Origin of the sequence: Microaerobacter geothermalis (assembly GCF_021608135.1) — a bacterium.
GTDB lineage: Bacteria > Bacillota > Bacilli > DSM-22679 > DSM-22679 > Microaerobacter > Microaerobacter geothermalis.
On record NZ_JAKIHL010000005.1, the window covers coordinates 1 to 23373 of the forward strand.

A 23373-nucleotide genomic window follows, 5' to 3' on the forward strand; every position below is an offset into this window, starting at 1 on the left:
CCTTGAATCAGTTGTTCAATGACTTTGTAACGCTTCAACTCTTTTTTGCTCAAAGTTATTCTCTCCTGTCCCATAGTGACATTTTCACTGATGCGTTACAATATGACAATATCACAGACGTTCAACAAGCATTGTACAACCCATTGCATGATCATGGATAATGTGATATATTCTCATTATGTGTGTAGAAAGTTACTCTGTTTCGAAAGATTCAGGGCAGAAAGAGGTGAAATTGCATGAAAACGGGTATTCATCCAGACTATAAGAAAACTACAGTAACCTGTGCATGTGGAAATACGTTTGAAACCGGTTCTGTAAAGGAAAATCTGCGCGTTGAGATTTGTTCCGAATGTCATCCTTTCTTTACAGGAAAGCAGAAGTTTGTTGATGCTGGTGGACGCGTAGATCGCTTCAAGAGAAAATATAACTTAAAGTAAATGAATGTTAACAGGCAGAGAAATCTGCCTGTTTTGCTGTACATACAAGATGCTATATATAGATGGAATTAAAGAATTCACTAAGGACAGCCTTCGAATTCGTACTTAGTGAAGAGGCTAAAGATCGGAAATTAGCCCTCAAACTGACTCCATCATCGAATTACCCAGATGTTTTTGAGGGCTCCGATATTTAGTCTTGGAACGGACATTAATCGCTTCTTCGCGAATTCGACTAGCGGACGTGTGAATATTTAATTCCAGATCTATAAAGAATTAGAATGAGGAGAAAGAACATGATTTTTATGAATCAGGAAGGCTGGATTGAAGTGATCTGCGGAAGCATGTTCTCCGGAAAAAGTGAGGAATTGATCCGACGTATAAAAAGAGCCCAATTGGCAAAACAAAAGGTGATGGTCTTTAAACCGCAAATCGATGACCGCTATCACCGGGAAGCCATTGTCTCCCACAACGGGACCCAAAATCATGCGATTCCCATACAGCATTCAACAGAAATTTTGGAACGGATTACACCGGATACTTCAGTCATTGCCATCGATGAAGTCCAATTTTTTGATGATTCGATAATTGAGGTTTGCAAGCAGCTGGCAGATCAAGGAAAACGAGTAATATGTGCAGGATTGGATCAAGATTTCCGTGGGGAACCCTTTGGTCCAACGCCTTATCTGCTGGCCCTTGCCGATTACATAACGAAACTCCATGCCATATGCGTGAAATGTGGAAATCCGGCAACAAGGACCCAGCGGATGATAAATGATGAACCAGCCAGATACCATGATCCGATTATCCTTGTGGGCGCATCAGAAAGCTACGAGGCCCGCTGTCGCCATTGTCATGAAGTTCCTCGATAGGTAAATAAAAAACAGAAAAAAGCAGGGTCACCTCGGACATCATAAGAATGAGGAGGTGGCCTATTTGCATCATAAACCATGGTTGTTAGTCGTTTTAGCTGGATGGATGGTTTTTGCACTTGCTGCCTGTGCCCCCGCCAATCAAGGAGCCCTGCCGGAAAACCGGGATCAAGTGGATATTGAATCCCCTGGAAACCGGTATGATGTAAAAAACTATAATCCCAATTTGTTTACCGCTCCTGGTTATAAGCAGAATAACGAAGATTTGGCGGACTCCATCGCTGACCGGGTAGCTAAGGTCAGAGGAGTAGATGATGCAACTGTCATTATTTCTGGAGGCAATGTGTATGTTGGATTGCAAGTGAATGATACCGTAACCATCGACCATATCAATCGCATCGAAAATCAAGCGAGGGCCCTCGTCAACCAAACCCTCCCAGGATACGACATCTATGTCTCCACCGATGACAGTTTATTTGGCCGTCTTCGGTCCATCGGAAATGGCATGAGGTTTAACGATAGAGATACGGAGCGTGAATTAACCACTATCCGCGGCCATATGGGAACTGCCAGCCGCGGAGGGACATTCACGAATAACATTCCGTAACCTTGCCTGATAATTTTGCCCGGAAAATTCCGGGCTTTCTTTACATAAACCAACATTTATACTATAATTATTCTGTTACAGACAATTTCTAAATGGATGAAACGAAAGAATTTACTAAGGTTAGCCATTGAATACATTTTAGGTATATACTGAGGTGAGGTTTCTTGCTGCAACGCTTGGAAGGTGTAGTGGAACGGTATGAGCAATTAAGCCAACTGTTATGTGATCCCGAAGTGGTTAGCGATCCTAAGAAATTAAGGGAATATTCGAAGGAACAATCCAGTTTGGAAGAAACGGTTACCGTTTATCGTGAATATAAAAATGTGGTTAAGCAGTTAACCGAGGCAAAAGCCATGCTGGAAGAAAAATTGGATGAAGAAATGCGGGAACTGGTCAAAGAGGAAATAGGCGAACTCTCTGAACAAAAAGAGCAGCTGGAGGAAAAACTAAAAATTCTCCTCTTGCCCAAAGATCCCAATGATGACAAGAACGTCATTGTGGAAATCCGCGGTGCTGCTGGCGGAGAAGAAGCCGCCTTGTTTGCTGCAGATCTTTACCGGATGTATTCCCGTTTTGCGGAGAGAAACGGTTACAAAACCGAATTATTGGAGGCCAATTATACAGATATTGGTGGCTTTAAAGAGGTGATATTCTCCGTACAGGGAAAAGGCGCATACAGCAAGCTGAAATATGAAAGCGGCGCCCATCGAGTGCAGCGGATTCCGACTACAGAGTCAGGGGGTCGAATTCATACCTCCACCTCTACGGTGGCCGTTTTGCCAGAAGCGGAAGAGGTGGAAGTAGAAATCAATGAAAATGATATCCGTATTGATACATTCTGTTCCAGCGGGCCTGGGGGGCAAAGTGTCAATACCACGAAATCTGCAGTGAGGATTACGCATATCCCCACAGGGATGGTTGTGTCCTGTCAGGATGAAAAATCCCAGATTAAGAACAGAGAGAAGGCCATGAGGGTTCTTCGTGCCCGACTTTATGAAAAGTATCAGCAGGAAGCCATGGCTCAATATGCTGACAATCGGAAAACTCAAGTAGGAACGGGTGACCGCAGTGAAAGAATAAGAACCTATAATTTCCCTCAAAGCCGGGTAACCGACCACCGCATTGGTTTAACACTGCATAAATTAGACGCCGTGATGGACGGGGAATTGGATGAAATCATCGATGCCCTGACCATTGCTGAGCAAACCGAATTACTGAAAAAGGCGCAATAATGGTATGGACAGAACTAAGAAAGCAACAATACGGGAAGCCCTGAAATGGGCTTCTTCCCGTTTACAAAACAATAACATTCCTGAAGCGGAAATATCAGCAGAGGTCCTATTGCGATACATTCTAGAAATAGATAGGACCCGCCTTTTCATGTCCTTAAATCAACCATTAACTTCTGAGGATTGGTACAAATTTGAAGATGTAGTGAACAGGCGGTCATCGGGAGAGCCCCTTCAATACATTGTTGGTTGGCAGGAATTTTACGGATTGCCCTTTAAGGTAAATCGGGATGTACTAATCCCTAGACCGGAAACTGAAGTGTTGGTGGAAGAGATTTGCAAAGCAAGTAAGCGTACTTGGCAGGGCACTTCCGATCATGCCTTGGTGGCGGCAGATATTGGCACAGGAAGTGGAGCCATTGCCGTATCCCTTGCCCGGATGAACAGAAGATGGAATATCATCGCCGTGGATATGTCATTATCAGCCCTTCAGGTAGCCAGAGAAAACGCAGTTTTAAATGGAGTTGAGCGACAGATCTCCTTTTTCCATGGGGACTTGCTTCAGCCGATTAAACAACAGGGAATCAAACTGGATATCTTAGTATCCAATCCCCCCTATATTCCGACGAAAGAGGTAGAACTTCTTCATCCTCAAGTAAAGAAATTTGAGCCCATAAGGGCTTTAGATGGAGGAGAAACGGGACTTTATTTTTATCAGAGATTAATTGAAGACTTACCCCATGTGATGAAGGAACCCGGACTTGTTGGCTTTGAAGTGGGTATGGGACAAGCAGATCAGGTGGTCAACGCATTAGGCCAATGGAAAAAAATAAAAAAAATAGAGAAAATCAAAGATTTACAGGGGATTGAAAGAGTCGTCCTAGCCAGTATATAATGCAGGTTTAAATCATCTCCTCCCTGACCATACTTGTACTACGGAGAGGGAAAGGGAGGAAACCAATATGAGAAAGCCATTATTTTATGTCCTATTCATTTTATCTGTCTTGGTTTTTAGCTGGGAATCCCAATTAAGCGCCCAGTCGGTGGCTGGGGGGACCATTCCCGATGAGGCCATACGGCTGAGGATCATCGCCAATAGCGATTCCCCAGAAGATCAATGGCTGAAGCGTAAAATAAGGGATGAAATTGTTCAATACCTCGGCCGTTGGGCGAATGAGGTTAAAGACATTGAAGAATCGAGGAATTTAATTACATCAAACATGCCGGAGATTAAAAAAATCGTAAGGGATACAATGAATCGTTACGGATACACATATGCGGCAGATGTTACTTTGGGAGTGGTGCCGTTTCCGACGAAAATGTACGGGAATCAGGTGTATCCAGCGGGAGATTATGAGGCATTACGGATTGTTTTGGGTGACGGTAAAGGCCAAAATTGGTGGTGTGTTCTATTTCCTCCCCTATGCTTCATCGATATTGCCAATGGGACATCTGTCGAAGCACCGGAGATGACAAACAACGGCGAGGAGCTGACACAAACCAGGGAATTGACAAATGATACGGAAGTAGAAATCCGTTTCTTTGTGGCAGATGTCATCAAAAAAGGAATGGAATGGATAGAAAAGAACACCAATTAATTTTATCGGCGGAGGGAATCCCTCCGTATTTTATTTATCTTCGGTGTATTGCTAAGACTTTCGCTAGTGAACTTATCCCCAGTTTATGCACAGGCTGTTGAAAAAGGATGGACACATCAGTATAATGGGTCAAAAAAAGATGGGGAAATTTGAGTCAGACTAGGAGATAAAAAAGATGGTGAAGTTAGATACAAAGGTATGGATTGTGGATAAAGATGTGGATAAATCGATTGGTTATCCACAGATCAAAGAAGCTGCTGAATATTTAAGGAAAAATGAAGTGGTGGCTTTCCCTACGGAAACGGTCTATGGATTGGGGGGAAATGCCATGTCACCCTTGGCAGTCCAAAAGATATTTACAGCTAAGGGGAGACCTGGGGATAACCCGCTCATTGTCCACATTGCAGAAAGGGATCAAGTGAGAGAAATCGTTTCAAGCATCCCTGATCAGGCGATTTCTCTCATGGAGGAATTTTGGCCGGGTCCCCTTACTCTTCTGTTTCCAAAGGGAAAACAAGTCCCTGATCAAGTGACAGCCGGTTTAGATACCGTAGCCGTAAGGATGCCTGACCATCCGGTAGCCCTGGCATTGCTGAAAGAATCAAGGCTTCCCATTGCCGCTCCCAGTGCCAATCGTTCCGGAAGGCCTAGTCCTACCACCGCACAACATGTTTGGGAAGATTTGCACGGACGGATTGCCGGAATTGTGGATGGCGGGCCAACACAAGTGGGAGTGGAGTCAACCGTGTTGGATGTGTCAGCCCCGATTCCCACCATTTTACGGCCAGGTGGAATCACCATAGAAGAGCTTCGCATGAGATTGGGAGAGGTACAGCTGCACATGTCCCTGGTGGATGAGAAAGTTCCCCCAAAGTCACCAGGAATGAAATACACCCACTATGCACCCCGAGGAGAACTTTGGTTGGTCGCAGGAGATGAAGAACAGATGGTGCGTACCATTCAAAGGCTGGCGAAGGAAGCCATGGAAAAAGGAGAAAAGGTGGGGATCCTTTCCAGTGATGAACATAAGGAGATGTACCGGGGAGATGTCGTCATCTCTATAGGAAGTCGCCATGATCCGACAAAAATGGCCGCCAATGTGTATCAAGCACTAAGAGAATTTGATCATCAGCAGGTCACATATATTTTGTCTGAAACCTTTTCCCCCGAAGGGATCGGATTGGCCCTGATGAACCGGCTTCATAAAGCAGCAGGTGGAAAAATAATTAAATAGTTGGACTTTTACGGACAAGGAATGAATTTCCCTCCTCATTTTTGCATATCTTGGCAGAGACAAGGATGTGGAGGGGATAAAATGGGAGAAATAGCCCAGTGGGGACAATTTGTCACTCTCTTCATGGTAGCAACAGCCTTGGGAATGGATGCCTTTTCATTGGGACTTGGAGTGGGAATGGTGGGAATAAGGTTAAAACATGTGGCCAAGGTAAGTGCAACCATTGGCATTTTCCACGTCATCATGCCTCTTTTTGGCATGTATCTGGGAAAATATTTAACCACCTTTATTGGCAATTTAGCGGGGTGGTTGGGTGGAGGAATCTTGCTAACCTTGGGTCTTCAAATGATATGGTCTTCCTTCAAAGGAGGCCAATCCCAGTCGTATAGTCCCCACGGATGGGGTCTTCTCTTATTTGCCTTTAGTGTCAGCTTGGACTCATTTTCAGTGGGCCTTACTTTTGGTCTTTTTGCCGTCAATGTGATTCTTGCTGTTTCTCTTTTTGGCTTTATGGGTATGATTATGGCGGGAACCGGATTATTGCTTGGCCGAAGGTTTGGCCTTTGGCTTGGTGAATACGGAGAGGCATTGGGTGGTTTCATTTTGCTGGCCTATGGGGTAAAATTCCTTCTATGATCTCCGTGCGAATCTTTAAACATGGGGGAAGAAAGATGGACATAATTTGGGGGATCACGATTGTTTCGGGGTTAACCACCTTATTGGGCGGATTAGCGGTATTATGGTTTGGCCATCCTACTCCAAAATCCTTAGCCTTTGCACTAGGTTTAGCCGGGGGAATCATGGGATTAGTCGTGCTGGTACAGCTTGTTCCAGCCGCTTTGGAATATGGAAGTCCGAAGGTGTTGGCCGCAGGAATGACAGTAGGAATGATCCTGATGTATCTCTTTCAAAAAGGACTGCATGGGTTGGGAAGACAAAAAGGTGTTAACTCCCCTATTTATTGGAAGATAGGATGGCTTATGGCTCTGGCCATTGCCTTTCATAATATTCCTGAAGGGATGGCTATAGGTACCGGAATGGAAGTGGATGATCAATTGGGTATTTTCGTAGCCTTAGCCATTGCCCTACATAATATTCCTGAAGGGATAGGAGTGACCGTTCCTTTCCTGATGGTAAGAGCCAGACCCATGTGGATTTTCATCATTTTACTGCTCGTTGGATTATTTATTCCCTTAGGGGCATTTTTAGGTCAGTTGTTTTTTACGGGAACAGAAGCAGGGATATTTTCCGGTCTTGCCCTTGCATCAGGAGTGATGGCCTATCTGGTTGTGGGTGAAATGATTCCAACGGCATATAGATTAAATCCGATCATGACAGAATTAGGAGTAGCAATGGGAATCATCATCATGTATATCATTCAGCAAATACCTGGCCATGCTTAAGCTTACTAGATGAAAATTGCCGAGTGGATAAAGAAAGGATGATCAAACTTTGAATATTTTATTCGTCTGTACAGGAAATACATGCAGAAGCCCAATGGCAGAAAAGATATTTCAGCATCTGGCAGAAAAGGAAGGGTTGTCTGTCCAGGTGAAATCTGCAGGGATTTTAGCTGATGAAGAGACTCCCATTTCCAAGCATGCGGCCGATATATTGCAGGAAAAGGGAATAAATCCTGATCACTTTTCTCAATCTGTAAGCCAATCCCTGATTGATTGGGCCGATTTGATCCTAACCATGACACAAAACCACAAGTTTGCTCTGATTCAATCCTTTCCATCCAGTGTGGGAAAGGTTCATGTCTTAAAGGAGTATGTGGACCAATCACCGGAAACAGGGGAACGGCCTAATTATGATGTGACCGATCCCTTTGGCGGTTCAAAGGAGAGATATGAACAATGTGCATGGGAGCTGGAAGATGCTTTGCATACATTGATTTCGTTACTCCAACAGAATGAGGGAAGCCACAAAAATTAATTTTTTTTTTTGGAATTGTTAGAAGGAAAAATCATGAATTTCTAGAATAAGGTTGATACCGATAAAGTAAGGGAGATCCTATTAGAATAGTTGCGATTGATATTAGAGCGGTTGCGCCGTTTGCGGAGGGATTCAATATGAAGGGCCGAAAATATCGATTTGGGTTAGAAAAGAAATTTGTTCTGGGAATTATGACGTTGGCGTCGATTACCTACGGAGCCAGTCTGGTCTTTATTCTATTTTTGCGGAGCTACTTTGTCCGGTTTATGTCGGAAAGTGTGTTCATCTTTCTGACGTTGGCCTTGGGGGTGATTTGGTCAGGCATTCTCGGTTTCGTTGCAGCGAGAATCATCATTAAGCCTATTTCAAAATTGGAAGAGGTAGCGAGGCAGGCAGCAACTGGAGATTTGCGAGTAAACCTGGACATTCCCAAGTCTGATGATGAATTAAGGGGTCTAGCGGTTTCCTTTAAGCAAATGCTGGATAACCTCAAACAAATGGTCATGGACATTGAGAGGAATTTCAACAAAACCAACGAAGGGGTTAAATCTTTGACCACTGCCTCAGAACATGCTGCCAATCAGGCAGAATCCATAGCCGTTACCATTGAACAGATTGCCAAAGGAGCAGAAAGATCAGCCACAGCTGTACAGTCAACCGTCCAATCCATTGAACAAACCACTAATCTAGCCGAAGAAGTGAACGAGCGGGCTTTCAAATCGAAAGAATTATCCCATGAAATGGTAAAAACTTTGAATCATAGCTCCCAAGTAGTAAAAAGCTTGGTGGATGGCATGCACCGCCTGGCTGATTCAAACCAAGAGTCTATCTTATTGGTGGGACGGTTGGAGAAAAACGCCAGCCAAATTGGGGATATTTCTAAAGTGGTTGGGGAAATTGCTGAGCAAACCAATCTTTTGGCCTTGAATGCTAGTATTGAGGCAGCCCGGGCTGGAGAACATGGCAGAGGGTTTGCGGTGGTGGCCGAAGAAGTAAGAAAGCTTGCCGATGAAAGTGGAAAGGCCGTTCAAGAAATTAATGGGCTGATCAAAAAAATGCAGGAAGAAGTGAAAAATGTTGTTATTCAGATTAATGACCAGGTTGAGCTGGCCAATCGGGAATCAAAGCGTGGTGAAGAAACCAATCAGGCTTTGAGGGATATCAGCCAATCTGTTGATTTAGTTGTCCAGTCTGTCGAAGAAATAGGAAGATTGGTGGATAAACAAGTGAAACAGATGGAGATTACAATGGGTGAAGCCCAAGATGTGGCGGCAGTTGCGGAAGAAACATCAGCTGGTGCCGAAGAAGTATCCGCCGCCACCCAAGAGCAAACCGCCATGATGCAGGAAATTTCAGGATCCGCCAACCTCTTGCGGCAGCAAGCCACGGAACTTCATAACTATATTAGCCGCTTTATCCTAAAATAGAAAATAAATGCACGTCACATCAGTGGCGTGTTTTTGGTAAAAACCGAACAATTTCATCTGTAATCATAAAAATACCGGCAAAAACACGAATATTACAACGCTAAATATGGACTAATACTGGGTAATTCAGTTAAAATACTATTGGTAAGGGTACAAAGGATACTAAAAAGAAAGTGCGATATCGGGTATAATAATTGCAGAACAGAAAAAGGAGTGGATAAGGACCGGTGAGTGAGAAAATCAAAGTAGCCATTGCAGCAGATCACGGCGGATACAGTTTAAAAGAAGAGATAAAAAAACTCCTCGATGAATTACATATTTCCTATGAGGATTTTGGCTGTCATTGTGAGGATTCCGTCGATTACCCCGATTATGCCCTTCCTGTGGCGGAAAGAGTGGCCAGTGGGGAATTCACTAGGGGAATTTTAGTTTGCGGGACTGGACTGGGGATGTCCATTGCTGCCAATAAGGTAAAAGGCATTCGCTGTGCTGTCGTCCATGATTGTTTTTCAGCCAAAGCAACCAGGGAACATAATGACACGAATATCATTGCCTTGGGAGGAAGGGTTGTCGGGCCAGGACTCGCCCGGGAAATCATAAGAATCTGGTTGGAAACCCCATTCTCAGGAGGCAGACATCAACGTCGAATTGACAAGATTTCCGAGATAGAGAAGAAATACTCCTGACTCTTAAAAACTCCATCTGAAATTCCTCCAAGGAGGGATATGATGTTTGAAGTCAATGTAAAACCCATAAAAAATCAAGTCATACAATTGCTAACAGAATTACTTGCCAAAAAAAAATTGGGCAATAAACACATCCTTGTCGTAGGGACAAGCACCAGTGAAGTCCTGGGTGAGAAAATAGGAACCGCAGGCAGTGAGCAAGTGGCAAAAGCCATCTTTGAAGGAATCCAGCAGGTTCGGGATCAGCATGGTTTTCATGTGGCCTTTCAAGGTTGTGAACATATCAATCGGGTATTGGTCGTGGAGGAGGAAACGGCCGATCAATTCCATTTGGATGAAGTTACGGTAGTACCAGTGCCAAAGGCAGGGGGAGCAATGGCTGCTTACGCTTTCAGATATATGAATCATCCCGTAGTAGTGGAACATATTCGGGCCGACGCTGGCATTGATATTGGAGATACCTTAATTGGGATGCATTTAAAACCGGTGGTCGTTCCCTTCCGCAGCCAAATTCGTTCAATTGGCCATGCCCATGTTACTGCCGCCTTTACCCGGCCAAAGCTGGTGGGCGGGGAGAGAGCGATCTACAGCAGGGATTAAAGAATACAACCCTATGAAAAGGGCAGAATAGAGGAGGATAAAATGAAACAGTTGCAACAGCAGGATCCTGAGATTTTTAAGGCGATCCAACTGGAATTGGGACGTCAGCAGGAGAAAATTGAATTGATAGCATCCGAAAACTTTGTTAGTGAAGCGGTTCTTGAAGCCATGGGGACCGTTTTAACCAATAAGTATGCGGAAGGATACCCGGGGAAAAGGTATTATGGCGGTTGTGAATATGTGGATATTGCCGAGAATTTGGCAAGGGATCGGGTGAAACAGCTTTTTGGTGCGGAACACGCCAACGTTCAGCCCCATTCCGGAGCCCAAGCCAATATGGCCGTTTATTTTTCTGTCCTGAAGCCCGGGGACACCGTGCTGGGAATGAACCTTTCCCATGGCGGACACTTAACCCACGGGAGTCCGGTTAATTTCTCCGGTACCTTATATCACTTTGTAGATTACGGGGTAGATCGGGAGACCCAAACTATCAACTATGACGAAGTAAGGGAAATGGCCCTTCATCATCAACCGAAGTTAATTGTAGCCGGGGCCAGTGCTTACCCGAGGATCATCGATTTTGCCAAAATGAGGGAAATTGCCGATGAAGTGGGTGCTTACCTGATGGTAGACATGGCCCATATTGCCGGGTTGGTAGCTGCCGGCATCCATCCTAGTCCGGTTCCCCATGCCCATTTTGTCACCAGTACCACCCACAAGACGCTAAGGGGTCCAAGGGGAGGATTGATCCTGTGCAAAGAAGAGTTTGCCAAAGCGATAGACAAGGCCGTTTTTCCGGGAATTCAGGGAGGACCCCTGATGCATATCATTGCTGCCAAGGCGGTAGCTTTTGGTGAAGCATTAAAGCCAGAGTTTAAGGATTATGCGAAAAAGATCGTCGAAAATTCAAAGGCCCTTGCCGATGCATTATTGGAAAGAGGATTTCAGTTGGTTTCCGGAGGAACCGACAACCATTTGATCCTCATTGATGTCCGCAATTTAGGGCTTACTGGAAAAACCGCCGAAAAACTCCTCGATGATGTGGGGATCACCGTAAACAAAAACACGATTCCTTTTGATCCGGAAAGCCCCTTTGTAACCAGCGGAATTCGCATCGGGACAGCAGCCGTCACCACCCGTGGGATGGACAAAAATGCTATGACGGAGATTGCTGATCTGATCCAGCTTACCCTAAAGAACCCGGAAGATGAATCAGCCCAAACAGAAGCGAGAAAGCGGGTTAAAGCTTTATGTGAGAAATTCCTTCTTTACAAAGAGTTGCTGTAAAACATGAAATGTTTCGTGAAAAGATGGGTTATCATGTAATGATAGTCCATCTTTTTTTTGATATAATGAACAGGATGCAGGAGTGACATAATGATAAATAATTAAGCAAACACTGGAGGTAAAAACATGAGCAAAGTATATGTATTTGATCACCCATTAATTCAGCATAAATTAACATACATAAGAGATAAAAATACCGGGACCAAAGAGTTCCGAGAATTGGTAGACGAAGTGGCTGCATTGATGGCCTATGAAATAACCAGAGACATGCCCTTGGAAGAGGTATCGGTGGAAACACCGGTGGCACCCTGCACTTCCCAGGTAATATCCGGGAAAAAGGTGGGGTTAATCCCCATATTGAGGGCAGGCCTGGGTATGGTAGATGGGATCTTGAAACTGATTCCTGCGGCCAAAGTGGGACACATCGGCTTATATCGGGACCCTGAGACCTTGCAGCCTGTTGAATATTATGTAAAACTTCCTTCAGATATCGAAGAGAGGGAATTGATCGTCATTGACCCCATGCTGGCTACTGGCGGCTCTGCAGTAGCAGCCATCCAAGCCCTTAAGAACAGAGGGGCCCGCCAAATCAAACTGATGGCCTTAATTGCAGCACCGGAAGGGATCGAAAAGGTACAGGCAGAACATTCCGATGTGGATATCTTTGTCGCGGCTGTAGATCAACAATTAAATGATCATGGATATATTGTGCCCGGATTGGGAGATGCCGGGGACAGGCTGTTCGGAACAAAATAAGGAAAAGACTATTGTAGCGAAAGGGTATGGATATGGGGACAAAGGAAATCAAGGTATTAACAATATTTGGAACCAGACCTGAAGCCATTAAAATGGCCCCCCTGGTGAAAGAATTGGAAAAGGGGGAGGGGATTGAATCGTTCGTTTGTGTTACGGCCCAACATCGTCAAATGCTGGATCAAGTGTTGGATATTTTTCAAATTAAGCCGGAATATGATTTGAATGTCATGCAGGAAAGACAAACCTTGATTCAGGTGACAGCCAAAGTTCTGGAAGGGCTTGACCACGTATTAAAAAAAGAGAGACCGGATATCGTACTGGTACACGGAGATACCTCCACCACCTTTGTGGCCAGCCTGGCTGCTTTTTACAACCAAATTGCCATCGGTCATGTGGAGGCAGGGCTTCGCACCTACAATAAATACTCCCCCTATCCGGAAGAGATGAACCGGCAGCTAACCGGTGTATTAGCTGACCTACATTTCGCTCCTACTTCCCTGGCTGCCGCCCATTTGCGCCAGGAGGGAAAGCCGGAGGAAAACATTTACGTGACGGGAAATACCGTGATCGACGCCTTAAAGACCACAGTAAAAATGGACTATTATCATCCGGTCTTGGAGAGAATAGGGGATCATAAGCTGATTCTGATGACTGCCCATCGCCGTGAGAATTTAGGAGAAAAAATGATGGGAATGTTCCGGGGAATTCGCAGATTAATTGAAGAGCATTCCGATGTATCCCTTGTGTATCCTGTCCATCTAAATCCGGTCGTTCAAGAAGCGGCCGAGAAAGTGTTGGGGAGTCATCCGCGGATCCATCTCATATCCCCCTTGGATGCCATAGATTTTCATAACTTTATGTTTCGCGCCCATTTGATCTTGACCGATTCAGGGGGGATTCAGGAAGAGGCACCCGCCTTTGGAATTCCTGTATTGGTTTTAAGAGACACCACAGAAAGGCCGGAAGGCGTAGAAGCAGGAACCCTGAAGTTGGTGGGAACGAATGAAGAAGATGTCTATCAGATGGCCCATACTCTTTTGACCAAGCCGGAAGAATATGAAAAAATGGCCAAGGCGGCCAACCCCTATGGAGACGGCGAAGCCTCCAGAAGGATCGTCCATGCCATCCAGCACCATTTTGGACTGAGAACCGATAAACCCGATCTCTTTAATCCTAACAAAACCAAACATGAATAAATCTGGGTATTTTTTTCAAGTTTCACCCACTGTTTATTGGAACTAGAATTTGATGGAACAAAGGATTTCCTATGCCAATCCTTTGTTCCATTTTCACACCTCACGTGACGTCTAATATATGGGCAAGTAAAAAATAGACCCGAGAAATCATAGGGGAAAATGGAATTTTGAGAGAGTCATAGAGAAAGAGTAAAAGAAAAATCGCTGATTGGGAGAGGAGATTCATCAATGAATAGCCTGAAAAGGGGCCTATGGTTAAAATGGGTTCTCGTATTTTTTATGATATTTAGCCTAATCCAGCCTGTGTTTGCCGAAGAAGATCACGTGACGGGCGAAATAGACCAGTCAGATGAAAGTGAAACCCATGGGGGAGGGGATCTAATTTCTCCTGCAGTAAAAGTAGAAATCGTAGGAACCCCCTTGGAAGAAGTTTGGTCCATGCCCATTGGAGTTGGCGTTAAAACAGGGGAATACAAGAAATTCATAGAGAATAAACTAGTAAAAATTTTCATCACCACAGTGGACGTTGCCAACCCTTATGTAAAAGTAGCCCCACTCTATGGAAAAAATGGTAGATTAATCAATAAGCAGACCGTGGAGGGAATGGCCAATGAAAAGGAAGCCATTGCCGCACTTAATGCAAATTTTTTCCGGATGGACCGGTTAGGGGCGCCCTTTGGTGTTGTCATTGATGAGGGAAAAACCATCTCTTCCATGGGCTATTTAAATAAATGGTACAGTCTGGTGGTAACCAAAGAACAAAAAGCATTCATTGAACAGCTTGCTTTTTCCGGAGAAGTGGTCGCTGCTGACGGAGCCGTATACCCTCTAAGGAACATCAATAAGGAAGAGTATAATCCTACCCAGGGAACAAGCCTCCGTGATCAGATCAATCTTTATACCCCAGATTGGGGGGAAAAAAGTTTGGGACCTATCGAAGGGTATGACGGAGTAGTGGAAGTGGTCGTTCGCGAAGATACCGTTTGGGAAATCAGGGAAAATCAACCTGCCGCCGCCATTCCTGCAGATGGATATGTATTGTGGGGACATGGGGCAGGGGCGAAGTTCATAAAGGAGCATATTCGAATCGGGGATTCCCTCATCGTCAACGGAAGAACACTGCCTGAAGAATTAAAGATCCAATCGGCGGTGGGCGGCCATACCCTTTTAGTGAATGAGGGGAAACCAGTTGAACCCATCTATCCTAATTTGACCGGTCTGCATCCCCGTTCTGCGGTAGGTGTTTCCAAGGATGGTTCTACCTTATACCTCGTTGCTGTAGAAGGAGTGAAATACAGCAGAGGAATGACCCTGGAGGAATTGGCCCGTTTAATGGTAGAAATCGGCGCATGGAAGGCCGTCAATTTTGACGGCGGAGGGTCCACTACCATGGCTGTCCAACTCCTGGGAGATGAGGATGTCACCGTCATCAACCGCCCCAAAAACGGCATTCAGCGAGCAGTTCCCGATGCCATAGGAATCTTTAACATTGCTCCCAAGGGAGAAATGCAGGGAATTATGATTAAGGGTCCGTCCAATCTTCTGGTGGGCAGCTCTGTTTCCTACGGAATAAAGGGATACGACACGAATTATAAGCCCTACCCAGTAGACAGCCGGGATGTAAGATGGACGGTAGATCATGAAGAAATCGGACGTTTTGCTGAGGATCAATTCATCTCCTTGACCAGCGGTGACGTGATCATCAACGCCCAGATTGACGGGATTGAGGCGGAATATCCAGTCCATATCATCGGGGCAGAAGAAATTGAAAAAATCAACATTGAACCGGAAAGAATTGATCTTCTCCCTGGTGAATCTATGGACCTTAGCGTAAAGGTAACCACAAAGGAGGGAATCACCATCTCGGCCAGTGAGGAGAATGTAAGTTGGACTCTCCCTGAAGAATTGGGAACCATTGAAGGGATGACATTCACCGCCGGACCCGAGAAAGCAGAGGGAATCATTCAAGTCAGTCTGGATGGAAAAACAGCACAGGTGCCCGTCCATGTTGGCGTCCAAGAGGAGCCATGGCTTTCCATGGATGATCTGAGTGGTATCTATCATACGGCTTATCCGGCAACCATCGCCACCAACGGAATATTCCAACAGGTGGAAGAGCCTCCGTTCATCTATAGTAGTAAAAAATCAACCCGGCTTACCTATAACTTCTCCAATGCTCCATCCAGCGAAGTTCGCATTGCCTATGGCCGTTTGGGTAAAGAGCCGATCCTAATGCCGGGAAGACCTTTAGGGCTTGGTTTATGGGTTTATGGAGATAACAGCAAACATTGGCTAAGGGCTGAGATCATCGATGCCGAAGGGAAACTCCGCTACATTGATCTGGCCAAAGAAGTAAATTGGAATGGCTGGAAATATGTATCAGGCTCGTTCCCGAGGGGGCTGATTTATCCATTGAAGCTTCGCAGCCTTTATTTAGTCAACTTGCCCGAAGGGACAGAACAAAGACCCCTTAAAGGGACCGTCTACTTTGATGAGATATCTCTGTATCAGCCCTTTGAATTAAAGAAGGAAATAAAAGAGTCTAATTCTGCAGAAGGGGATGTCACCTTCCAAGATGTCATAAATCATTGGGCAAAGAAGGAGATTCTTTCCTTAGCTTCCCGAGGGATTGTCAAGGGGATGGACGAGTTTCGTTTTGAACCCGATCAACCCTTAACAAGGGCTCAATTCGTTGTTCTACTTTCCAGGGCCCTTCAATGGAAGAAAGAGGATACCAACGATAAAAATAGTCAAAATCTGAAGTTTACTGATCCCATTCCCGTTTGGGCTATGGAATCCGTTCAGATCGCTACTGCCAAAGGGATCATCACTGGATATCAGGATCAGACATTCCGGCCGAATCAGTTGGTAACCCGGGCAGAAATGGCCGCCATTTTGGCAAGAACCTTAAATGTTCGGGGAGAAGGACAGCTTTCATATAAAGACAACGGGGATATCCCTTCATTTGCTAAAGAACCGGTGGCCAAGATGAGCCAAGCAGGGCTACTGAAGGGCGCCAACGGTTACTTTTATCCCAAAAGGGGAGCGACCCGCGGAGAAGCAGCCGTGGTCATATACCGGGTGCTTACTTCTTAACATTTCAAGCCCAATCAGGTACAATTAAGAAGGAATCTAGAATTTACTATAGGGAAGGAACTAAAGAATTTACTAAGGACTATATAGAAATAGAGTATATAATCTAAGGATGTGTTTGCGAATTGCGGGACAGATCTTCATGGCCCAGTAAAGGATTTCTTCTTGCATTAATGATGATTACAACGGCGCTGCTGGGAGAGTGGAAATTATCCCCATTTGGAGAGAATTTCCGCTTCAGCTTTGGCTCAGCGGCGTTTTTTTTCTTTTTGCTGTGGAATCGGGAAATCTTTCCGGTCCTTGCCGGCATTTTGGTTGGCGGGTTCGTTGTCAGCTTTCGCATTGCCCTGGATTGGGTAATCCAAGGGGCGGGGTTTATTGCCGAATCATCCTTTTGGATCCATTTTCCCTCATTTTTTTACTATCTCACCTTTTCCCTGCTCTTTTATATCTTCCGGTTGAATCGGCTTCTACCTCAACCCTTATGGCTAGGAATTCTTGGAGGGGGCGCAGAGATTTTTTCCAACCTGGTGGAATTGTATGCCCGATTTCTTGTAACCGGAGAAATCCCCAGTTTGTCATTGATCAATGCGATTATATTTATTGCCATTTTCCGCAGTTTCTTTGTCGTGGGCTTTTTTAATCTGATTAATTGGCGGCAGGCCAAGTTGGCTGAAGAAAAACAGCGCCAAAGAAACGAACAGATGCTTTTGTTCATTTCCAATTTGTACGAAGAAACGGTCCATTTGAAAAAAACCCTAAAGCATGTGGAAAGTGTAACCCGTGAAAGCTATGAATTGTATCGGATATTAAAGGAGAAGGCGGCCCAGTGGAATGAAGATCAGTCTTTGGCCCAGAAGGCCCTTTGGATTGCCGGTCAGGTCCATGAATTAAAGAAGGATAACCAAAGAATCTATGCCGGCCTTCAGGAAATGATCGCCAAAGAGACCTCCATTGAACATATGAATGTGAAAGATCTGGGGAAGATTATCATTCGAATGAATCAGAAGGTTTCCGAAATGCTGGGAAAAAAGATTCGCTTTATTCTTGAAGTATATCCCGATGATTATCACTGCAACATATTTACCACCCTGTCTATTGTGAACAATTTAGTGGTGAATGCCGTTGAATCCATCGATGGGGCAGGGACCGTAAAATTATCTATAATAAAAGTAGGAGAGTGGGTGGAATGGAGAGTATGGGATGACGGTCCGGGAATCCCACCGAAGGACAGAGATCTGGTGTTTCAACCCGGGTTTACCTCCAAGTATGACAGCACAGGGAAACCATCCACAGGAATTGGCCTATCCTATGTGAAGGAAGTAGTGGAGCATCTAAAGGGAACTGTCACCATTGAAGAGCCACCAGATAGCCGAGGGACTCTTTTTCTGATTCGTTTGCCATATCATGCCGTTGTAGGAGGGAGCCAGGTATGATTCGCTATTTTATTACGGATGATGATCCAGCCATTCGTTCGATGCTGACCCATATCATTGAAAAGGAAGATTTGGGAGAAGTGGCAGGAGAGGCGGAAAACGGTTCATTCGTCAGCACACCCATGCTAAGGGAGAAGCGGGTGGACGTGTTGCTTATTGATATGCTGATGCCGATTCAAGACGGGATTGAAACGGTAAAGAAGCTTTTTCAATCAAATTACTCTGGGAAAATCGTCATGATCTCCCAAGTGGAGAATAAAGAATTGATTGGACAGGCCTATTCTCTTGGAATTGAGTATTATATTACAAAGCCGATCAACCGTTTGGAAGTGGTCGCAGTTCTGCAGAAAGTAAACGAGAAAGTGTTGCTGGAGAAATCCCTTGATGATATCCGTAAATCCCTGCGTGTGCTGGATGTAGGGGACTATAAGGGAAAAAAGTCACAGCCAGCCAGGGAGAAACAAATCATGGATTCCGCCAAATATATATTGAGCGAATTGGGAATACTTAGCGAGACAGGGAGTGCTGATCTGTTGGAAATGGTGGAAATTCTTCATCAATTGGAAGAGGAAGGCCGCCTTCGCCGAGAATTTCCCAGACTACAGGACGTCTATATGAGGATTGCCGAAAAAAGGTTGGGACCGAAGTCCTCTAAATCCTCTTTAAACAAAGAGATGAAGGCTTCAGAGCAGAGGATCAGACGGGCTATCTCCCAGGCATTAACCCATCTGGCTTCCCTTGGACTGACCGACTATGCCAATCCCAAGTTTGAATATTACGCTCCGAAATTTTTTGATTTTGCCGATGTCCGACGAAAAATGAAGGATCTAGATGATGACGTCGACCCCGGCAAATCCCGGATTAGCATTAATATCAAAAAATTTATTCAAGTCCTATATCTTGAAGCGAAAGAAGAACTTCAAAAATAAATTGAATGAACGAAAAAATCCTTAATTCAGAAAATTAACCTTTAGGATTTTGTAGGATGATATAGTTTGTGTGGACAATAAAATAGGTGGATTAACAAATGTCCATAATCAATGAAAAAGGGGGAAATTTTCATGAAAAGAAAAGGCTTATTGTTCTTCATACTTAGCCTAGCCTTTATCCTTGTTCTTGCCGGTTGCGGAGCTAGCAAGCAAGATAGTCAGCAAGGAGGAGAGCAGCCAAAAGAACAAGCGCAAGAACCTGCAAAAGAAACTCCAAGTCAAATCGTGATCGCCACAGGTGGTACAGCAGGAACATATTATCCATTGGGCGGTGGAATGGCCCAAATTTTTACTGACAAAGCGGGTGTCAATGCGACTGCACAAAGCACCGGTGCGTCTGTAGAAAATATGCGTCTGATTCGTGATGAGCAGGTAGACCTTGCTTTCACCCAAAGCGACATTGCCGACTACGCAACTAAAGGAACCGTTATGTTTGAGGGAGACCAAATAAATAATATTAGAGCCATTGCGGCCCTCTATCCGGAAACCATTCAAATCGTGGTTCCTGCAAAGAGCGATATTAACAGCGTTGCTGATTTGAAAGGAAAGCGCGTTTCCGTTGGAGCACCTGGAAGTGGAACCGAAGCTAACGCGCAACAAATCCTTGAAATCTACGGAATGACCTTTGAAGATATCAAAGCAGAACGCTTATCCTTTAAAGAATCTTCCTCCAACATTCAGGATGGAGTATTGGATGCCGCATTCGTAACTGCCGGAGCACCAACATCCGCCATCACTGAATTATCTGCAACAACCGGAGTAAAAATTATTCAGTTAGAAGATGACAAGATTGCTGATTTAATTGCAAAATATCCATACTATGCTGAGCAAGTTATTCCTGCCGGAACATACAGCGGACAAGATGCGGATGTAAAAACGGTCGCTGTAAAAGCCATGCTTGTTGCCCGTGACGCACTTTCCGATGATGCGGTTTACAACATGACAAAAGCACTTTTTGAGAACCTGGAGCAATTGGCTACCGTGAATGCCAAGGCAAAGGTGATCAAGCTTGAAGATGCATTAAAAGGTGTCAGCCTGGATGTGCATCCAGGAGCCGCCAAGTATTATGAAGAAAAGGGCGTTAAGTAATAAAGCGGGTACTTAAGAACAAAAATGAGCATGTGAATTAATGAGTTAAGCGAAATTTAACCAAATAGGATACCGAAGGAGATTCCTCGGTATCCTATTTTCACGAATACAGACAGAATACAATTATATGAAAAAATGGAATGTGATAGAAATGAAAAAAACAAACCTGTTGTTCCTCGGAATTACCCTTGGAATGGCTCTGCTGTTGGCTATCCTGTTTGTTCCGGTATTCTCGGCTGTAACCATTACTCAAGGAGAAACGGGAGAAAGATTATTCGTGGCTCCCGTTGAGAGCGGGGACACCTTCATCATTCGATACATCCATTCCATCCATCTTACTCCAGTGGAAGAGATGTATCGAATTGATGAGGAAGGAAAGATGATATTAGACGAGACCCGTTTCCAGTCCTATGGTGTGGGGATTCCTTATGAACTTGAAGAGGGACAAACCTTCTCCTTTGAAGGGGATTGGATGGTGATCTCCAACATCAACCGCGTAGTTCCTTATTTCGATCAAAGGGTAGGGCAAGTGATTGCCAATCACACGTTAATCATGAAAGACAAGAAAATTCCATTGTCCAACATTAGCAAACCAGGTTCCTGGGTACGCTTCCAAATAGAAAAGGTTAGTTTGTTTTCAATCTGGAGAGAGAGGGGTCTTCCTGAATGAGTCAAGAACAGAAGCAATTAACACAAGAGGAAGTCAGCCAGTTATTAAGCAAATATGATCGGGAATCTTCATTTCGCCAATTGACGGGAGTAATGGGGCAGATTGTAAAGTGGCTTGCTATCGCATTTTCCGTATTTCAGTTATATACCGCCATTTTTGGAACACTTGCTTCACAGCTTCAACGTTCGGTCCATTTAGCCTTTGGTTTAACCCTGATTTATCTACTATTTCCCGCCACGTTAAAAGGGGATAAGAAGTCCATCGGCCCCATAGACATCCTATTGGCCATTGCCGGTGCAGGAGTTGGCTTATACTGGGTATATGCCTATGATGGATTGGTGACCCGGGCAGGCAATTTAACCACCCTGGATTTGGTAGTAGGAGGGATTGCCATTCTATTGGTATTGGAGGCATCCAGAAGGGTGGTCGGACTACCCATTACGATTATCGCTGCAGTTTTTCTTCTTTATGCGTACTACGGCAAATATATGCCGGGATTTTTGCAGCACCGAGGAGTAAACCTGGAGCGGTTGATCGGCCAAATGTATTACACGCTGGAGGGAATTCTTGGGGTGCCATTAGGAGTTTCCGCAACATTTATTTTTCTCTTCCTCCTCTTTGGTGCCTTCCTCGGAAAAACAGGAGTCGGCCAGTACTTTAATGATTTGGCCCTAGTCATTGCCGGAAGACAAATTGGAGGACCAGCGAAGGTAGCGGTCTTCTCCAGTGCTCTACAGGGAACGATTAGCGGAAGCTCAGTGGCTAATACGGTAACATCCGGTTCCTTCACCATTCCGATGATGAAAAAGCTGGGCTACAGGCCTGCCTTTGCCGGGGCAGTAGAAGCAGCCGCCTCCACTGGAGGACAGCTGATGCCCCCCATCATGGGTGCGGCAGCCTTTCTGATGGCAGAGTTTATCGGGATGCCTTATTGGGATATTGCCAAGGCGGCAGCCATTCCTGCCCTCCTTTATTTCACCGGAATCTGGATCATCGTTCACCTTGAAGCAAAGCGATCTGGCTTAAGGGGACTGACAGATGAAGAAATGCCGGATAAAAAGGAAGTATTGAAAAAAATCTACCTGTTGCTCCCCATCTTTGTGATTGTCGGATTTTTGATTGCTGGGTTTTCACCCATTCGCTCAGCTTTAGCCGGGATTCTTAGCGTCATTTTGGTTGGCGCTGTTCGCAAGGAAACTAGGATGGGTGCGAAAGATATTCTTCAAGCCTTGGAGGATGGTGCCCGTTCTGCCCTTGGCGTGGTGGCAGCAACTGCGGCAGCAGGAATTATTGTGGGTGTCGTCACCTTAACTGGATTAGGACTAAAGTTTGCAAACGGGTTAATCGACTTGTCCGGGGGAATTATTATCTTTACCCTTTTCCTGACAATGATTTCATCCATCATTTTGGGGATGGGATCACCGACGACAGCCAACTATATCATTACCTCAACCATTGCCGCACCAGCAATTATCCAATTGGGATATCCGGCATTGGCAGCCCATATGTTTACCTTCTACTTTGGCATTATTGCTGATGTAACGCCACCCGTAGCCTTGGCCGCCTTTGCCGCCTCAGGAATTGCCGGAAGCGAACCGATACGGACAGGAGCAGAGGCTTCACGATTAGCCATTGCCGCCTTTCTGATCCCGTATATATTTGTCCTGTCGCCGGAGTTGTTGCTAATTGATACCACGGCTCTTGGAGCCCTGTGGATTGTCTTTACTTCACTCATAGGAATGATTGGAGTGGGGGGAGCCCTGATGGGATACCTGTTCCGGCCCATGGCCTGGTATGAGCGTATACTAAGTGGTGCCGCCGGATTGTCTCTCATCTACCCGGGACTCTACACTGATACCTTCGGATTGGGAGTCATGGCCCTGATGCTGATTACCCAATGGCTGGGAACCAGAAAACAAGTAGTAAAGGGAAGATAAAAAATAACAATTAAATCGAACTTCTTTTACATCGACCGCGGAGTGATCAATTCAAGTGAACAACTTGAGCAATCGACTCAACCGCGGTCTTTTTTATTGGAAGTGGAACTAATCGGAACTAGAGATTTACACGTACAACAAGTCGAGTTGGACCAAGAAGTAAATAAAGTCCGCTTAGCACGAACTCGAAGGCTGTCCTTAGCAAATTCTCTAGTTCCACCTTTATAAAAATATTGATAAAATGTGTTGAAATGAAGAAGGAAAAATCAGAATGTCATAGAAGAAATAATGGTTA

At 45.0% G+C, this 23373-nt stretch carries 22 protein-coding genes; all 22 read left to right on the forward strand.

What is annotated here, in order from left to right; genetic code table 11:
- The first annotated feature begins 236 nt into the window (after window positions 1–236).
- Window positions 237–437 carry a 50S ribosomal protein L31 gene (gene rpmE, locus L1765_RS04195; RefSeq protein WP_236405401.1) on the forward strand — a complete coding sequence of 67 codons (201 nt, stop codon included), beginning with the start codon at window positions 237–239 and terminating at the stop codon, window positions 435–437.
- Between the two features lie 293 nt (window positions 438–730).
- Entirely contained in the window at window positions 731–1306 is a 576-nt protein-coding gene (locus L1765_RS04200) for a thymidine kinase (protein ID WP_236405402.1), read from the forward strand.
- Window positions 1307–1370: 64 nt separating this feature from the next.
- Window positions 1371–1913 (forward strand): YhcN/YlaJ family sporulation lipoprotein, encoded by a 543-nt coding sequence (locus tag L1765_RS04205; protein ID WP_236405403.1) that lies wholly within the window; start codon window positions 1371–1373, stop codon window positions 1911–1913.
- Window positions 1914–2077: 164 nt separating this feature from the next.
- A complete protein-coding gene (prfA, locus tag L1765_RS04210; RefSeq protein WP_236405404.1) occupies window positions 2078–3145 on the forward strand; it encodes a peptide chain release factor 1 in 1068 nt (355 codons plus the stop codon).
- Between the two features lie 4 nt (window positions 3146–3149).
- Window positions 3150–4037, forward strand: a complete 888-nt coding sequence (prmC, locus tag L1765_RS04215; RefSeq protein WP_236405405.1) for a peptide chain release factor N(5)-glutamine methyltransferase — start codon at window positions 3150–3152, stop codon at window positions 4035–4037.
- A gap of 67 nt (window positions 4038–4104) precedes the next feature.
- Entirely contained in the window at window positions 4105–4740 is a 636-nt protein-coding gene (gene spoIIR, locus L1765_RS04220) for a stage II sporulation protein R (RefSeq protein ID WP_236405406.1), read from the forward strand.
- Between the two features lie 175 nt (window positions 4741–4915).
- A complete protein-coding gene (locus L1765_RS04225) occupies window positions 4916–5974 on the forward strand; it encodes an L-threonylcarbamoyladenylate synthase (protein WP_236405407.1) in 1059 nt (352 codons plus the stop codon).
- An 81-nt stretch (window positions 5975–6055) separates the two neighbouring features.
- Window positions 6056–6610 carry a manganese efflux pump MntP gene (locus L1765_RS04230; protein ID WP_236405408.1) on the forward strand — a complete coding sequence of 185 codons (555 nt, stop codon included), beginning with the start codon at window positions 6056–6058 and terminating at the stop codon, window positions 6608–6610.
- 35 nt (window positions 6611–6645) lie between these two features.
- Complete coding sequence (locus L1765_RS04235; RefSeq protein WP_236405409.1) at window positions 6646–7377, forward strand: ZIP family metal transporter; 732 nt, start codon at window positions 6646–6648, stop codon at window positions 7375–7377.
- A gap of 49 nt (window positions 7378–7426) precedes the next feature.
- Complete coding sequence (locus L1765_RS04240) at window positions 7427–7912, forward strand: low molecular weight protein arginine phosphatase (RefSeq protein WP_268928711.1); 486 nt, start codon at window positions 7427–7429, stop codon at window positions 7910–7912.
- Between the two features lie 137 nt (window positions 7913–8049).
- Entirely contained in the window at window positions 8050–9339 is a 1290-nt protein-coding gene (locus L1765_RS04245; protein ID WP_236405411.1) for a methyl-accepting chemotaxis protein, read from the forward strand.
- A gap of 239 nt (window positions 9340–9578) precedes the next feature.
- A complete protein-coding gene (gene rpiB, locus L1765_RS04250) occupies window positions 9579–10025 on the forward strand; it encodes a ribose 5-phosphate isomerase B (protein ID WP_236405490.1) in 447 nt (148 codons plus the stop codon).
- 42 nt (window positions 10026–10067) lie between these two features.
- On the forward strand, window positions 10068–10625 hold the full coding sequence (locus L1765_RS04255) for a TIGR01440 family protein (protein WP_236405412.1): 558 nt from the start codon (window positions 10068–10070) through the stop codon (window positions 10623–10625).
- Between the two features lie 42 nt (window positions 10626–10667).
- The gene (locus L1765_RS04260) at window positions 10668–11912 is read left to right on the forward strand and encodes a serine hydroxymethyltransferase (protein WP_236405413.1); all 1245 of its coding nucleotides are present in this window, start codon (window positions 10668–10670) and stop codon (window positions 11910–11912) included.
- Between the two features lie 126 nt (window positions 11913–12038).
- Window positions 12039–12668 carry a uracil phosphoribosyltransferase gene (gene upp / locus L1765_RS04265; RefSeq protein WP_236405414.1) on the forward strand — a complete coding sequence of 210 codons (630 nt, stop codon included), beginning with the start codon at window positions 12039–12041 and terminating at the stop codon, window positions 12666–12668.
- A gap of 32 nt (window positions 12669–12700) precedes the next feature.
- Complete coding sequence (gene wecB, locus L1765_RS04270; RefSeq protein WP_236405491.1) at window positions 12701–13864, forward strand: non-hydrolyzing UDP-N-acetylglucosamine 2-epimerase; 1164 nt, start codon at window positions 12701–12703, stop codon at window positions 13862–13864.
- 228 nt (window positions 13865–14092) lie between these two features.
- Window positions 14093–16960 (forward strand): phosphodiester glycosidase family protein, encoded by a 2868-nt coding sequence (locus L1765_RS04275; protein ID WP_236405415.1) that lies wholly within the window; start codon window positions 14093–14095, stop codon window positions 16958–16960.
- Window positions 16961–17133: 173 nt separating this feature from the next.
- The gene (locus L1765_RS04280) at window positions 17134–18393 is read left to right on the forward strand and encodes a sensor histidine kinase (protein ID WP_236405416.1); all 1260 of its coding nucleotides are present in this window, start codon (window positions 17134–17136) and stop codon (window positions 18391–18393) included.
- Window positions 18393–19322, forward strand: a complete 930-nt coding sequence (locus tag L1765_RS04285; protein WP_236405492.1) for a response regulator — start codon at window positions 18393–18395, stop codon at window positions 19320–19322. The genes L1765_RS04280 and L1765_RS04285 overlap by 1 nt, the downstream gene beginning before the upstream one ends.
- A 132-nt stretch (window positions 19323–19454) precedes the next feature.
- On the forward strand, window positions 19455–20471 hold the full coding sequence (locus L1765_RS04290) for a TAXI family TRAP transporter solute-binding subunit (protein WP_268928713.1): 1017 nt from the start codon (window positions 19455–19457) through the stop codon (window positions 20469–20471).
- 127 nt (window positions 20472–20598) lie between these two features.
- The gene (locus L1765_RS04295) at window positions 20599–21141 is read left to right on the forward strand and encodes a DUF1850 domain-containing protein (RefSeq protein ID WP_236405418.1); all 543 of its coding nucleotides are present in this window, start codon (window positions 20599–20601) and stop codon (window positions 21139–21141) included.
- Entirely contained in the window at window positions 21138–23078 is a 1941-nt protein-coding gene (locus L1765_RS04300; protein ID WP_236405419.1) for a TRAP transporter permease, read from the forward strand. The genes L1765_RS04295 and L1765_RS04300 overlap by 4 nt, the downstream gene beginning before the upstream one ends.
- The last annotated feature ends 295 nt before the right edge of the window (window positions 23079–23373 follow it).